Genomic DNA, 14618 nt, shown 5'->3' with positions numbered 1-14618 from the left:
GCCAACACCGTGTCCCCCCACACGACCTCGTCCCCTCAGTTGTTAGACGCCGTGGACCAGGAACGAACCCACTGGATCGAACTCCCCGCGCACCGCTCCAGCGTCGGGGTCGCCCGCCGCTCCGTCGGGAACCGGCTCAAGTCCTGGAGCCTGCCGGGCGAACTGCGCTCGGACGCCGTCCTGCTGCTGTCCGAACTGGCCACCAACGCCGTGTGCCACACCCTCAGCGCCCGCATCCTGTGCGGCATCGGACTGGTCACCGACGGCATTCTGCGGCTGGAGGTGCACGACCACGACCGTTCGGGTCCCACGCTCCGCCGCTGCCGGGCGGGCCTCGACGACGAGGGCGGACGCGGACTGTTCCTGGTGGAGGAACTCGCCGACACCTGGGGGGTGGACCGGTCGAGACTCACCGGCGGCAACGCCGTCTGGGCGAACCTGATGGCCTGAACTAGTCCTTGTAAGGCGTGAGTTCGGCGAGCAGCAGGGTCCGGTCGTCCGCGCCGGCCGGATCGGAGGGGGCGTGCAGCAGCCGTCGGCACAGGGAGGGGAGCGGATCGTGGTCGACGGCCGCCGTGTCGAGGGCCTGGGCGAGACGGGCGATCTCGTGGTCTATGTCGGCGTCCCGGGACTCGACCAGGCCGTCGCTGTAGAGCACGAGCAGCGCCGGGTCGTCGATGTGCAGCACGGTCGGCTCGTAGGTGCCCGCCGCGAGGCCGAGTGGCAGGCCCGCGCCGGCCAGCGTCACCGGAGCCGTGTGTCCGTCCGGCCCGCGCAGCAGCGGGGGCGGGTGTCCGGCGCCCACCAGGGTGCAGGTGCGGTTGCGGGGGTCCCACTCGGCGTAGATGCAGGTCGCGAAGGAGGCGCCCGGGGTGTCGCTGGCGAGCGCGTCGAGCCGTCGTACGAGATCGGCCGCCGGGATGTCGAGGCCGGCCAGCGTACGGACGGCGGTGCGCAGTTGGATCATCGCCACCGCGGACTCCGGGCCGTGCCCCATGGCGTCCCCGACGATCAGGCTGACCCGGTCGTCCGGCCGTCTCAGCACGTCGAACCAGTCGCCGCCGATGATCGAGCCCTGTCCGGCGGGCAGCGAGCCGTGGGCGATGCGGCAGCCCACGCCCTCCTGGATCGCGCCCGGCAGCAGGCTGTTGCGGATGGCCAGGGCGGTGCGCCGCTCGTGCTCGTAGCGGCGTGCGTTGTCCAGGGCGACCGAGGCCCGTGCGGCCAGCGACTCCACCGCCGCGACCTCGGCGGTCAGGAACGGCCCGCGGTCCGGTCCGCGGGAGCAGGCCACGAAGCCGATCGCCCCGCCCCGCAGTCGCAGCGGCACCACGAGGAAGGAGCGGGTCTTGAGTAGTTCGCCGATGCGCGCGTCCTCGTCGGCGGAGGCGGCGAGCCGCTCGGCGGTGTGGTCGTCGACCGCGTCCAGCAACTGGGCGTGCCCGTCGACCAGCGCGCGGGCGTACGGCGTCTCGCGGGGAAAGACGAGGACCTCGCCGACCGGCAGGGTGCGTTCCCACGACTCGGGCGCGTCCGTGCCCACGCGCAGGGCCAGCCGACGCGCCTCGACCTGGGCGGGGTCCCCGCCGGCGTACGTGGTCTCCTCGCGGCGCCACCGCTCCAGCAGGTACAGCGACGCCGCGTCGCAGAAGCCGGGCGTCAGCGCGTGCACGACATGGCTGCCGGTCAGCCCCAGGTCGAGCTCGGAGCCGATGACGTCGGCGGCGGGGGAGAAGACCGAGCGGCGGGGCTGTGGCATGGCGGTGGGGGTGTCGTCGGAGCGGCTGTGCGGTTCGTTCCGCAGGGTCGTGGTGCCTTTCCGGGTGGGGGTCCGGGCGCCCGGCGCGATGGATCGCCGGACCTCGCAGGGCAACTATATGATGGAGCGTCAAGTAGCTTGGCGGGAAGGGACGTTCTGGTGACCGACAGGGATGCTCTGCCGCCAGGGACCGATCCGGACAAGGCGAGCGTAGCCCGGATGTACGACGCCCTGCTGGGCGGGGAGCACAACTTCGCCATCGACCGGGAGGCGGTCGCGGCCGTCACGGCCATCGACCCCCAGGTGCGGGCGCTGGCCCGGGCCAACCGCGCCTTCCTCGGCCGGGCCGTGCGGTTCCTGGCCGAGGCCGGGGTGCGCCAGTTCATCGACCTGGGCTCGGGGATCCCGACGCAGGGCAACGTCCACGAGGTGGCCCAGTCCGCGCATCCGGAGTCGCGGGTGGTCTACGTCGACAAGGACCCGGTGGCCGTCGCCCACAGCACCACCCTGCTCGCCGACAACCCGCGCGCCGACATCGTCGACGCCGACATCCGGCGGCCGGCCGACGTCCTGTCCGCACCGCAGGTGCGCAAGCTGATCGACTTCGACCAGCCGGTCGCCGTGCTCATGGTCGCGATCCTGCACTTCGTCACGCCCGAGGAGAACCCGGCCGGCATCGTCGCCGCCTTCCGCGACGCCCTGCCCGAGGGAAGCTGGCTGGCCCTGTCCCACGCCACCAACCAGGACCGCCCCGACACGGCCGCCGCGGTCACCCAGCTCTACCGCTCCCGGGCCACCTTGCCCGTCACGGCCCGCACCCACGACGAGATCCAGGCTCTGTTCGCCGGGTTCGACCTGGCGGAACCCGGCCTGGTCCACGTCCCGTTGTGGCGCCCGGACGAGGGCGAGGACGTCCCGGAGAACCCGTCGGAGTACTGGGTGTACGCGGGCGTCGGCCGCAAGAGCGGGTGACGGGGCGGGAGAACCGCTGACGGCGCGGCAGCGTCCCGACGGCACGTTGCGCCACAAACCACCGCGGGCCGCGCACGTTCCGCGCTCGTTCCGCAGTTCACATTCTTGAACATTGCTCACGTGGGTGTACAGCCGAGCCGCCGTTGTGTCACGCTCGGTCAACTCCCTTGCCCCGTAATCATGTTGGAGGCGCGAGCATGACTGTTTCCCGCCGTACCGTGCTGGCCACGGCGACCGGAGTCGCGATGACCGGCGCGACCGCGACCGGCGCCACCGCGACACCTGCTGTGGCCGCACCGAGCCTGCGCACTCTCCGCGAGGCCGCCGACTACGCCGTCGAGAAGCTCCGCACGGTCGCGCCGACCGTGACCGCCTTCCCCGTCGGGACGAAGTTCGAGAAGTGGACCTACTCGCAGAACGGCGACTGGGTCGGCGGCTTCTGGCCCGGCACCCTGTGGATGGCCTGGCTGTACAGCAAGGACGACGACTTCCGCACCCTGGCCCTGGCCTCGGCACGGAAACTGGCCCCCCGCCGCTTCGACACCGGCACCCACGACCTCGGTTTCCTCTTCTACCCGTCCTGGGTCACCGCCTGGCGGCTGACCGGGGACGACAGCTGGCGCACGGGCGCCGTGGAGGCGGCCGACTCCCTCATCCGGCGCTACAACCCGCGCGGGCGCTTCCTGCGCGCCTGGGGTGCGCTGGACGATCCGCAGAACGCCGGCCGCGTCATCATCGACACGATGATGAACCTCGACCTGCTGGCCTTCGCGACCCGCGAGACGGGCAGGTCCACGTACCTGGACATCGCCGTGGAGCACGCGAGGACCGCCCGGCGGGTCTTCCCGCGCCCCGACGGCTCCACCCCGCACGTCTACGACTTCGACCCGGACAGCGGTGCCCCCGTCGGCCCGGCCACCGTCCAGGGATACAGCCCCACCTCCTGCTGGTCGCGCGGCCAGGCCTGGGGCGTCTACGGCTTCACCACCATGTACCGGCGCACCGGCGACCCGCAGTTCCTGGACACCGCCCGCAGACTCGCCGACTTCGCGGTGCGGGCGCTCGGCCCGGACCACGTCCCGGTGTGGGACTATCGGGCGCCGCAGCAGCCGTACGACATCAAGGACGCGTCGGCCGGTGCCATCCTGGCCTGCGGTCTGCTCGACCTGGCCGCGGCCAGTGGCAGGAGCGCGTACCGGACCGTGGCGCTACGGCTGCTCACCGCGCTGGCGGAGACCTGCCTGACCAGGAACTCGGCCCGGGCGGACGCGGTCGTCGCCCGCTGCACCCGCAACCGGCCCGCCGAGGACGGCGTCGAGATCTCGCTGCCGTACGCCGACTACTACCTGCTCGAGGGCATTTTGCGGGTGCTGCTGCCGCAGGACGTCGACCGGGCGATCGACCTGTCCATGCTGCCCATGACCTCCTGACGGCGGCTCTCACCCCGCGATGGAGTCGAGCTGTTCCGCCGCCGGACGCAACGCCCACAGGTCACCACCCGGCGGCGCCTCCAGCGACGGAACCGCCCTCCGCGCCTGCGCGTCCCCCGCGTCCGCGGCCGCGTGCATGACGTCGGTCGCCGCGTACCGGTGGAACTCCAGCTCCGGATGGGGCCAGGCGGCGGCACCCGTTGCGGCGGGCAGCAGGTAGTCCACCGCCTTGGACAGGCCCTGCCCGTCCGGGCCCTGCCAGGCCCACAGATCGACGCCGACGTGTCGCCCGATGGCGGCGAGCCTGGTGTAGGCGACCAGGTCGAAGGTCGAGTAGTGCCAGCTCCGGGTGCGGGTCAGCTCCTGGGGCTGGCTGCCGTCGGCCGCGATCTGCGGTGCGATGCGCCTGCTCCGGGCGTCCAGGACCGTGCGGCGGGCCAGGGCCCGGTCACCGGTCGCGTGGGCCAGGCCGGCGAGCAGCAGGTCGTAGAAGGTGCCGTGGTTGTTGGTCGCGGCGCTCTCCTGCTTGCCGAAGTCGCTGTTCTGGAGCCAGTCGAGGAAGGCGCCGTTCCAGCGCGCCATGCCGGTGCGGTCCTTCCCGCTCCATCCCGGAGCGCCGGTGTCCAGCAGGGCGAGCGCGTCCAGGACGCTGGTGTACGACTGGGAGAAGTCGATGATGCCGATGGCCCGGCCGTCGTACTTGCAGGGGATGAACTGCGCGTGGTCCAGGTTGGGGTTCATGCGCGTGGCCGGGTCGAGGAACCACGTGCGCAGCACCTGCCCGGCCTTGCGTGCGTACTTCTGCTCGCCGGTGTAGTACCAGGCGAGGGAGAGGTCGTAGGCGGAGTCGAAGGTCTTCTCGACGTCCTGGCGGTCGGTGCCGGAGTCGACCTCGGGGTTGCGCTCGCCGTCCCGCTGGACGTACGGGCAGCCCCACGGGTTGTCGGCGGTGGGGCTGCGGGAGGGCCACCAGTACGGGGCCTGGCTGAGGTAGTCGTGGATGTCGCCGCCGGGGGCGGGGCGCGGCTTGTCGACGACGGTCCAGGGGCCCTGGTCCAGCCACTTGTCGGCGCGGGCCGTCAACGACCGCACAGCGCCCCGGAGTTGCCGGTCACCGTGATCGAGCCTGGCTTTCGTCTGCTGCATCCGGATGCCGTCGAGGACGGTGGTGTGCGGGGGCGCGGTCCGTGCCGACGCCGGGGCGCTGAGCCCGGTGATGAACGCGGCGAGAACGGTCAGCAGGACGAGGGGCAGGCGGTGGCGCGCGCTCATCGGTCCCCTCCGTTCAGCCGGCGCTGGGCCTCGTACAGGTTGCGTGGGCGCACCGCGCCCGGACTGCCGTACAGCTCCAGGCGCGTGTGCAGGTCGCCGGTGAAGTCCGGCACGTCGGTCTGGTCGAACTCCCTGACCTCGTCGATCCCGACGGTCGCGGAGTACGGCGCCAGCCCGTCGATCCGTACCAGCCCCGCGCGGCCGTTGGTGACACGGATGTTCCAGTGGGTGAACCGGGCGCCGAACAGGGGCCCCGCGCTCGCGTCACCGCCGTGGCGGCCGTTGTTGTTGACGGTGATGTCGGTGCGGACGTTGGCGAAGGGCAGGCCGCGGTGGCTGTCGAAGGTGCCCATCCGCATGTCGCCGCGCGACCAGACGTTGTACGACGACAGCCCCTCGACGTTGATGCCGTGCAGTTGGGTGCCCGCGGGCGCGGGGCTGGTGCGCTCCTCGATCGTGAAGTCCTCGACGAGGTTGTCGTGCGAGCCCTCGCGGCAGAAGTAGGGGTGATGGGAGCCGCGGCCCGCCACGCGGGTGCGCCGCAGGGTGCACGCGGACGCGGCCACCAGGCCGAAGCCGTTGTCGACATGACGGACCGTCACGTCGTCCACCCAGCAGTCGTAGGCGCACTGGAGCACGACGCCGTTGTGGCCCCGGTCGAGCAGGTGCGGCTGCTGCGGGACGTCGGGCGCCTCCAGGGTCAGGCCCTCGACGCCCGAGCCGGTCAACTCCTCGACGTGCGTGGTCAGTTGCGGGGTCCACTCGGGGCGCAGGTCGAGCGGGAGCGGGCGTTCCAGGGTGACCTTCCGGCCGTGGACGCGGGTGACGCGGACGGGCCACTCGTAGGGCACGTACGACGTCAGCTTCGTCTTGTCGTCCCAGAAGTAGGCCTCGGTCCCGGGCCCGCCGCCGCACATGTGCTCCAGGAGGGTGTGGTCCGCGTCGTCCGAGAGCCGGAGGAGGACCAGGGCGCCGGGACGCAGCGAGGAGGCGTCGGCGACCGTCACCGTCCAGGAACCCTGCCGTGCGGGGGCGACCGCGGTGAGCGGCCGCCACTCGTCGCGCCGGTTGCCCGTCCAGCCCTCGAACGGCCACGCCCTGGCCCGGACCGCTGCGACGAGCGACTCCCAACGGGCCCGGGGCGCAAGCCAGATGAGGCCGCCGGCCCAGGACCACGACGACTTGTCCCCGCCGTAGCGCGAACCGTACGGCCCGATGAGCTCGGTGAGGTTCCTGGGCGCGAACAAGGTCGTACGACCGCTGCCGGCGCCCCTGAGGACGACGTTCGAGCGGTCCACGCGGATCACGTCGTCGATGCGGAACGTGCCCGGCGGGATGGTGACCGTGCCACCGCCGGCCCTTCCGGCAGCGGCGATGGCACGGTTGATCGCGGGGGCGGAGTCGGTCGTCCCGTCCGCCACGGCGCCGAAGTCGCGTACGTCGGCGACGACTCGGCGGCGTGGCAGGCGTACCGCTCCGCCGTGGCAGCCGGCCCGTCCGACGTACGGGATCTGCGGATGGGTGAAGGGGGTGCGCCTGAACTCCCGCCACAGAGGCGCCGCCTCGACCGCCGATGCCGGGCCGGCGCCCACAGCGACGGCGACGGCGCTTCCCAGTAGGGAGCGTCTACTCATGCGCATGACATTCGGGTCCCTCATGGCGGATCGCCCTTCCCGTGAGTGTTCATGGATGAGAACGTCGTTCATAAGTGCGTTGAGCGGTGAGAATGCCATGACGTCGTGGCGCGCGAAAGAGGTCGGGCAGGGATTGCTGGGTCATGTCCCTGAAACAGCGCACACGCGAAGCCCCGCCGACAGCGTGCTTGTCGGCGGGGCCCGGTGGGGTGAACTAGCGTCGGCCGCCGCCGATGGCGACGAACCCGGTGACCTTCGAGCCGGTGGCGTTGTCGTAGACGACCTCGCCGCCGGACTTCTTCCAGATCCGGAGGTGGAAGGTGTCCGGATCATCGGTGGCGGTGACGCGGAAGCCGTATCCGCTCCTGCCGCCGACCGTGCCGGAGCCCTGGTACACGGCCTGCGAGCCGGTGACCACGAGCCAGTCGGAGCCGGTTGAACGGAACTTCAGCCCGGCCCTGCCGAAGTCGAAGGAGACCTGACCTACGGGCGCAACCGCTCCGGGCAGGTAGGCCGCCGCGAACGAGAAGGCGGCCTTGCCCGTCAGGCCCGGCTCGGCGGGGTAGGCGCCGGCCCGGGAGGTGAGGACACCGGCGCCGAGCGCGGGACCGGCCGAGCGGTCGTAGACGATCAGCTCGGGAAGCGTCCTGCCGTCCGAGGCGCCGTCGTCGTCGGTGACGGTGATCACCGGACGGTGGATCCCCGCCTCGGCGTAGGTGTGCTCGGCGCGGCAGCCGGCGGCGGTGACTGTGCCGGACTGCGGCCCGGTCCCGTCCTTCCAGTCGACCGCACAGGTGTGGGTGTCGCTCGCGCCCGGGTCGGTGAACTCGGCTGTGACGACCGCGCGCCCGCCTGCCGGCAGCGGGGACCGCGGTCCCGAGGCCGAGACCAGGGCGGGCGCCGCGTTGGCCACCGTCACCCTCGCGCTGTCCCTGCTGCGGCCCCCTGTGAGGGTGACCGTGTAGGTGCCGTCGTCGGTGCAGGTGAGCGTGGTCTTCGCGGCCCCGGCGTCGGCGAAGGCGCAGGGCGCCCCTTCCTCGACGGTCCAACTCGGCGTGCCCGCGCCGGAGATCGTGCCGTTCAGCCCGATCGCGTCGCCTTCCTCGCCGCTGCCGTCCGGACCGGCGCGGACGACGGTCACCGGGTCGATGCCGGTCAGGGTGGGCACGACCTTCTTGATCAGGCCGTCGGAGTCGAACTCCAGCTTGTCGAGGGTCGTTTCGCGATGGGTGCCGTCACCGCCGGGGATCGCGAACCGGTGGTAGGCGATGTACCAGTCGTCGGTGCCCGGAACCTGGACGACCGAGTGGTGCCCGGGACCCTTGATGCCGAGGGACAGGTCCTTCTCCAGGATCACGCCCCGCCTGGTCCACGGTCCGGTGGGGGAGGGGCCGGTGGCGTAGGCGACGCGGTAGTTCTCGTCGCGGGTGTCGTTCTCCGACCACATGAAGTAGTAGGTGCCGGCCCGCTTGACGACGAACGAGCCCTCGTTGTAGCCGCTGGGCGTGATGTCCTTCGTCCTCGTGAGGTCGACGGAGGTCATGTCGGCGTTCAGGGGCGCCACATACGCGTGCCCGTTGCCCCAGTAGAGGTACGACTGCCCGTCGTCGTCGGTGAACACGGCCGGGTCGATCATCTGGCCGCTGAACTGGCCTGCCTTGAGCAGTGGTTGACCCAGCGCGTCCTTGAACGGACCGGTCGGCGAGTCGGACACCGCTACACCGATGTTGGCGTCGGCGCAGAAGTAGAAGTAGTACTTCCCGTCCTTCTCGGCGATCGTCGGCGCCCAGGCCCTGCTGTCCGCCCACGAGACGTCGGGACCGAGGTCGAGGATGACGCCGTGGTCCTTCCAGTGGACCAGGTCGGTGGAGGAGTACGCCTTGAACCGCGTGCCGCTCCAGCCCTCGAAGCCGTCGGTCGTCGGATAGAGGTAGAAGGTGTCGCCGAAGCGCACGATGTTCGGGTCGGCGTTGAGCCCCGGAAGCACCGGGCTCCTCATGACCAGTGCCGAGACCGTCCAGGTGCGCTTCTTGCCGTCGGACCCGGTCACCTCGTACGTCACCGGCTTGCTGAAGTCCCGCACGCTGCCGGAGGCGGGGCTGATCGCCGCTCCGTGCGCGAGGGTGAACTCCGGTGCCAGCGCGGTGAGATCGGTGCCCTCCCTCATCGGCAGCGTGACCTTCCCGGCCGCGTTGTCGACGAGGGCGTCGACCTTCAGCTCCGGGTGCGTGGCCTTGGCGATGCCCGCGGTGTTGCCGCTGAGCTCCATGACCTCCGCGGCCGTGAGGGCCCGCCCGTAGACGCGGAAGTCGTCGACCTCACCGCCGAAGTAGGGGTCGGCCGAGTACAGGGACCTGCCGATGTAGCCGCTGTAGTCCTTGTTCGCGTCGTACAGCTCGGACGGCTTGACGCCGGTCGTCGTACGGGCCGCCTCGACGCCGTCGACGTAGAGGACCAGCGTGCCGGTCACCCCGTCGAGGGTGACGGTGACGTGCCGCCACTCGCCGGGCGTGAGCCGCGATCCGGCCGTCAGCTTCGACTCCGCCGACCAACTCGCTTTGGTGATGGCCGAGTAGAGGCTGTTGCCGCCGTTGGAGGGCGTGGCGAACAGGTACTTGTCGCTGTCCGGACCGAGCCCGAACAGCCACTGGAAGCTGCTGCCGCCCTTCCACTTGGCGAAGGTCGACACCGTCACGCTGTCGGCGCCCTTCAGCACACCGTTCGGGATCCTGACGTACGGCGACCCGGTCGCGTCTCCCGACATCTTGAAGGACCCGCCCCGCACGCCGGTGCCGAAGGCGGCCGCACCGGCATAGGTGCCGTGGTAACCGTGGCCGCTGGAGTCGACCGCGATGTTCCCGCCCGTCTCGTCGAAGCCGTAGTGCAGGAGCAGGTCGGCCGGGACGTCGGGGCCCGCCTCGGAGACCGTCACCTCGGCCCGGACCGGGATCGCGGCGCCGTCCGGCAGGCTGCCGGTGACCTGGAAGGCGCCCGCCTGGGCGTACTTCGACGCCGGGACGTCCTCCCAGGTGACCGCGACGGGACGCCTGACGCCGTCGGCGTAGGTGGCGACTACGGTGGCCGGCAGCACCGGTGCCTCGCCGATCCGCGTCTTCACGGAGATGTCCTCGACGCTCTCGACGAGCCGGTCCGGCTGGTAGGCGCGCAGCAGGCGGTCGTACTCGGCCTGGGTGACGGGCAGGACGGTGCCGTGGCGCGGCCTGGCCGGCAGGTCGTAGTCGGCGACCGGGGTCCAGTTGCCCGAGTCGAGGTCGGTCGTCTCGAAGGGGAGGTATCCGCGGCCGCCGAACTCGTCGAGGAACGCGTACCACTTGTCCTCGGTGTTCGACTTGAAGACCAGCGGCCCCTCGGCCGCGTTCATGGCACCCTTGCCGATGCCCTCGGCGACCGGGGTCCATGATCCGAGGATGGAGTCGGTCTTCTCCTCGAAGATGAACTTGCTGTTGGGAGTGGAGGAGGTGTTGTTCCGCTCGTCCTTCGACAGGCGGTAGTAGGTGCCGTCGTGCTGGATCATCGTGGAGTCGATGACCGAGTAGCCGCGGTCGATCCAGACCCTGGGCTCGCTGAACGTGTAGAAGTCGCGGGTGGTCGCGTACATCATGCGGTTGTACGTGTCGCCGGAGTGCGCCTCGTTGTCGTACAGCTTCGACGCCCAGAAGATGACGTACTCGCCGAGCTTCGCGTCGTAGAACGCCTCCGGCGCCCAGGTGTTGCCCGCGCTGTCCGGGGAGATTTTGACCAGCCGCTGGTTCGTCCAGTGGACGAGGTCGGTGGACTCCCAGACCATGATGGACCTGCTGCCGCTGCGCTGGGCGCCGTCCCAGTCGCCGTTGCCGTAGATCCGCAGGTCGGTGGCGATCTGGTAGAACTTGTCGCCCTCCGGGGAGCGGATGATGAACGGGTCGCGCAGGCCCTTCTCGCCGAGCGTGGAGGTCAGGACCGGCTTGCCGTCGTTCAACTCCCGCCACTTCAGCGGGTCGTCGCCCTTGCTGAGCGCCGCGTAGAGCTGCTCGCCGTCCGAGGTGCCCTCACCGGTGAAGTAGCTGAACATGTAGCCCTTGAGGGCCTGCTCCGCGGGGAGTTCGGGGACCTTCGCCGTGAGGACGCGGGTTGTCTTCGCGTCGCCCTTGGTGACGGTGGCGGTCAGCTCGACGGTGGTGGGACCGCCACCGTGCGCGGGGCGGTGGACCACGCCGTCGTCCCCGATGACGCGCTCGTCGGCGGAGGACCAGGAGACGGCGGTGCCGTAGTCGCCCGCGGCGGGGAGGGTGAGGTTGCCGCGTACGTCGTCGAGGTTGTGCACGGCGAGCCCCTGGGCGGCCTGCCGGACGGCCGACTCGTCGTCGAATTCCGGCAGTACCGTGACCTCGAAGCTCTTGGTGTCGGTCACCGGGCCCTTCTTGAGGGTCGCCGTGAGCGTGGCGTGGCCCTCCGGCTGACCGGCCGCGGGGCGGGTCACCTTGCCGGCGCCGCTCACCACGCCCGTGTTGTCGCTTGTCCAGGTGAGGGTGGACCCGCCGGCCGCTCCGGTCCTCGGCAGGTCCAGGTCGGCCGTGACCGCGCCGGTGTCGCCGAGGCTCAGCGCGGCCTTGTCGTCGGCGACGCCCTGGACGGCGACGGGGAGGGAGAGCTGCTCGACCTCGGAGGCCGCGAGGGCCCGGTCGTATACGCGGAAGTCGCGGATGCGGCCCTTGAAGAGCTTGTCGCCGGAGTACACCGACCTGCCGATGTAGTTGGCGGTGGTGGCGCCGGACCCGATGGAGCCGGGGGTCAGGGTAACCGCCGTGTTGCGGCCGATTTCGACTCCGTCCTCGTACAGGACGCCGGTGGTGCCGGTCTGGGTGTAGGTGAGCTGCTTCCACACCGCGCGCGTGAGGTTGTGCGCGTCGGAGGGCTTCGTGGTCTGCTCGGTCGACCAGTTGCCGCTCGCGATCGAGGTGCGCAGAGGGTTGCCGGTGGCGAACAGGTACCCGTTGCCGTTGCCGCCGGTGGAGTTGCCGAAGCCGTAGAGGAAGTAGGGCGTGCTCTGGGCGGAGTCGATCAGCACGTCCGTGGAGACCGTGATGGAGTCCATGCCCTTCATCACGTCGTCCGGCACCTTGATGTAGGTGTCGGAGCCGTTGAAGGCGAGCCCGCGTGCGGGGTCCGACCAGTCGGCGGTGCCGTTCACCGTGCCGTCGCGGCCGTGGCCGGAGGCGTCGGTGACGGTGGTGCCGGAGGCGCCGTCCAGCTTGTACCAGAGGGCCAGCCCGTCGGTGACGTCCGCCGTCCCCGCCGCCTGGGCGGGGACCAGGGGCGCGGCGAGGCCCAGGAGCAGTGACGCGGTGGTCAGAGCGGCGAGGCGGCCCGCCCGGCGTCTCGTGCGGGCGCGCGGACGTGCGAGGTACGTCATGTGGGGTTCCCTGCTGAGGCGTGGAGGCGTGGAGGCGTGGAGGCGTGGAGGCGTGGAGGCGTGGAGCGTGGAGCGTGGAGCGTGGGGGTGTGGCGGGGCCTCGGCCTTGGGCACCCTGCCGTTTCGGCTGTGTGACGTCGTGTTGCGAGAGTGTCAGCCGGGTCCCAGGGCAGCGTCAAGAGGTTTCGAACGATGTCCGACCAGTCGAACGCCTGGCTCCCGGCTTCTCAACGGTCGGCATGCTCCGACAAGTTGGGGGCATCCGAGGGGCACGGGGCGTCAATGACCACAGTCATCCGAAGGGATGGACACCCATGCTGGCCATCATCTCCGCGGTCCTGTTCTTCATCTCGTTTCTGATCAACGCGGCGGACATATCGACCAACGACACCTTCACGTCGACGAACATCATGCTGCTCGGCCTGATGGTGCTCGCGCTGCACCTGGCCGGCATCGGCAGCGGGTGGAACGTGCGGGGCCGCAGGTCGTGAGCCTTGTCAGAGACGGGGCGGCCTCCGACGAGGGGCCGCCCCGTTCCGGCGTGCGGGCGCGACCGGCCCGGCGTACTGGATGTGTGTCACGGGCCCTGGAGCCAGGCCCGGGTGCCGAACGAGGCACACGCCCGTGAGGCCACCGCAGCCGCGGCGCGCAGGGCCTCCGCGAAGCGGTGAGGGGTCAAGGGCCCCTGTGCGGCGAGGTGATGGGTGAGTGCACCGTGGAGGACGTCGCCCGCGCCCAGTGTGTCCGCGACCCGGACCGGGGGCACGGCCACGGAGCCTCCGCCGCCCGGGCCCGCCCACTCGATGGGCCGCCCTCCGCGACTGACCGCCGACCACGCCACCCCGTGGTCCGCGAGGAACCGCAGGACATCGGCCGGGGTTCGCGTGCCGGGCGGCCGGAACGCGTCCGAGCAGACGGCCACGTCGACCAGCGGCAGCAGTCGCTCCGTGCCGGCCTTCCAGCTGCCCCCGTCCAGAACGGTCCGCCGGCCGGCGGCACGGGCGAGGGCGGCGGTCGCCGTCGCCAGCTCCATGTGGTGGCCGTCGAGCTCGACGATGTCGCAGGCGGCCACCAGTGCGCCGAGGTCGTCCGGTGGCGTGAGCCGGTGCCCGCTCGCGTTGGTCGACGCGACGGCACGGTCCCCAGTCGACTCGGTGACGAGGATGGAGGACACGGTGGGCGGCGCGACGCGGCCGGCCGCCAAGTCCGAGACCTGTACGCCATGTTCGTGCAGATCGGCCGCGGCCGCGACTCCCAGCGGATGGGAGCCGATCCCGGTCAGCAGCCTGGCCGTGCCACCCAGGTGGCTGAAGGTCACGGCCGCGTTCGCCGCCGGCCCGCCCGCCGCCACCACCTGCTGACGAGCCGTCAACTTCTCGTCGGGACCCGGTACGTGGTCCACGAGCTGAACGACGTCGAGCGTGCACAGGCCGACGAACAGCCCTCCAGGACGTCGGCTGTTCGTCGGCTCCACCCTCTGTCACCCCTTCCGGCTCGCGGCCCTCGGCGCCTCAGCCCGCCGCCCTCTTCACCAGCTCACCGATCCGCTCCTCGTCGGCCGCGGTCAGCTTCGTGAGCGCGAAGGCGGTCGGCCACATCGTGCCCTCGTCGAGGTTCGCCTTGTCGTTGAAGCCGAAGGTCGCGTACCGCGCGTTGAACTTCTGGGCGCTCTGGAAGAAGCAGACGACCTTGCCGTCCTTGGCGTAGGCGGGCATCCCGTACCAGAGCTTGGGCGCAAGGTCCGGGGCGCTCGCCTTGACGACGGCGTGGATCCGCTCGGCCATGACCCGGTCCGTGTCCTGCATCTCGGCGATCTTCGCGACCACGGCGGCCTCGTCCTCCGCCGCCTTGTCGGCACGCGAACCGCGCCGCGCCGACGCCTTGACCTCCTGGGCGCGCTCCTTCATCGCGGCGCGCTCCTCGTCGGTGAACGTCTCGGTCCTCTTGGCGGTCGCGGTCGTACGCCGAGCGGTCCTCTGGGTGTCCTTCATGACGGTTCCTCCTGGTCCACGAGCGGATGGGTACATCTTCATCGAGTGGTGGGGGGTATTGCAGCGTTGGCGGCCGATGGCCGATGGCCGATGGCCGATGGCCGATGGCCGCTGGCCCCCCGGGCCGCTGGCCCCCCGGGCCCCTGG

The 14618-nt window shown here is 71.1% G+C and carries 10 protein-coding genes; 4 read left to right on the top strand and 6 right to left on the bottom strand.

The window, feature by feature from the left end:
• Positions 1–51 precede the first annotated feature (51 nt).
• On the top strand, positions 52–450 hold the full coding sequence (locus AOJ26_RS15095) for an ATP-binding protein (protein WP_053848787.1): 399 nt from the start codon (positions 52–54) through the stop codon (positions 448–450).
• A 1-nt stretch (position 451) separates the two neighbouring features.
• Here the strand turns inward: AOJ26_RS15095 and AOJ26_RS15090 are convergent, their stop codons facing one another.
• Positions 452–1759, bottom strand: coding sequence for a PP2C family protein-serine/threonine phosphatase (locus AOJ26_RS15090; RefSeq protein ID WP_053848799.1), 1308 nt, complete (start codon positions 1757–1759; stop codon positions 452–454).
• 159 nt (positions 1760–1918) lie between these two features.
• Between AOJ26_RS15090 and AOJ26_RS15085 the strand changes: the two genes are divergently transcribed.
• Both AOJ26_RS15085 and AOJ26_RS15080 read left to right on the top strand, forming a co-directional pair.
• Positions 1919–2731: an SAM-dependent methyltransferase gene (locus AOJ26_RS15085; RefSeq protein WP_078959901.1), complete on the top strand. Its 813-nt coding sequence runs from the start codon at positions 1919–1921 to the stop codon at positions 2729–2731.
• Between the two features lie 197 nt (positions 2732–2928).
• On the top strand, positions 2929–4161 hold the full coding sequence (locus AOJ26_RS15080) for a glycoside hydrolase family 88 protein (RefSeq protein ID WP_053848785.1): 1233 nt from the start codon (positions 2929–2931) through the stop codon (positions 4159–4161).
• A 9-nt stretch (positions 4162–4170) separates the two neighbouring features.
• Here the strand turns inward: AOJ26_RS15080 and AOJ26_RS15075 are convergent, their stop codons facing one another.
• From AOJ26_RS15075 to AOJ26_RS15065, 3 genes are all read right to left on the bottom strand, one after another.
• Positions 4171–5433, bottom strand: a complete 1263-nt coding sequence (locus AOJ26_RS15075) for an alginate lyase family protein (RefSeq protein ID WP_053848784.1) — start codon at positions 5431–5433, stop codon at positions 4171–4173.
• The gene (locus AOJ26_RS15070; protein ID WP_053848783.1) at positions 5430–7073 is read right to left on the bottom strand and encodes a glycosyl hydrolase family 28-related protein; all 1644 of its coding nucleotides are present in this window, start codon (positions 7071–7073) and stop codon (positions 5430–5432) included. Before AOJ26_RS15070 ends, AOJ26_RS15075 begins: the two co-directional genes overlap by 4 nt.
• Positions 7074–7281: 208 nt before the next feature.
• Positions 7282–12480: a family 43 glycosylhydrolase gene (locus tag AOJ26_RS15065; protein WP_053848782.1), complete on the bottom strand. Its 5199-nt coding sequence runs from the start codon at positions 12478–12480 to the stop codon at positions 7282–7284.
• A 314-nt stretch (positions 12481–12794) separates the two neighbouring features.
• Here AOJ26_RS15065 and AOJ26_RS43850 point away from each other — a divergent pair, with 314 nt between their 5' ends.
• A complete protein-coding gene (locus AOJ26_RS43850) occupies positions 12795–12971 on the top strand; it encodes a hypothetical protein (protein ID WP_086723861.1) in 177 nt (58 codons plus the stop codon).
• Between the two features lie 86 nt (positions 12972–13057).
• Here the strand turns inward: AOJ26_RS43850 and AOJ26_RS15060 are convergent, their stop codons facing one another.
• Both AOJ26_RS15060 and AOJ26_RS15055 read right to left on the bottom strand, forming a co-directional pair.
• Positions 13058–13954 carry a PfkB family carbohydrate kinase gene (locus tag AOJ26_RS15060; RefSeq protein ID WP_053848781.1) on the bottom strand — a complete coding sequence of 299 codons (897 nt, stop codon included), beginning with the start codon at positions 13952–13954 and terminating at the stop codon, positions 13058–13060.
• 37 nt (positions 13955–13991) lie between these two features.
• The gene (locus AOJ26_RS15055) at positions 13992–14471 is read right to left on the bottom strand and encodes an iron chaperone (RefSeq protein ID WP_053848780.1); all 480 of its coding nucleotides are present in this window, start codon (positions 14469–14471) and stop codon (positions 13992–13994) included.
• Positions 14472–14618: the final 147 nt, after the last annotated feature.

Origin of the sequence: Streptomyces sp. NRRL B-24085, assembly GCF_001282115.1 — a bacterium.
Lineage (GTDB): Bacteria > Actinomycetota > Actinomycetes > Streptomycetales > Streptomycetaceae > Streptomyces.
This window is presented reverse-complemented; position numbering and strand designations above follow the sequence as displayed.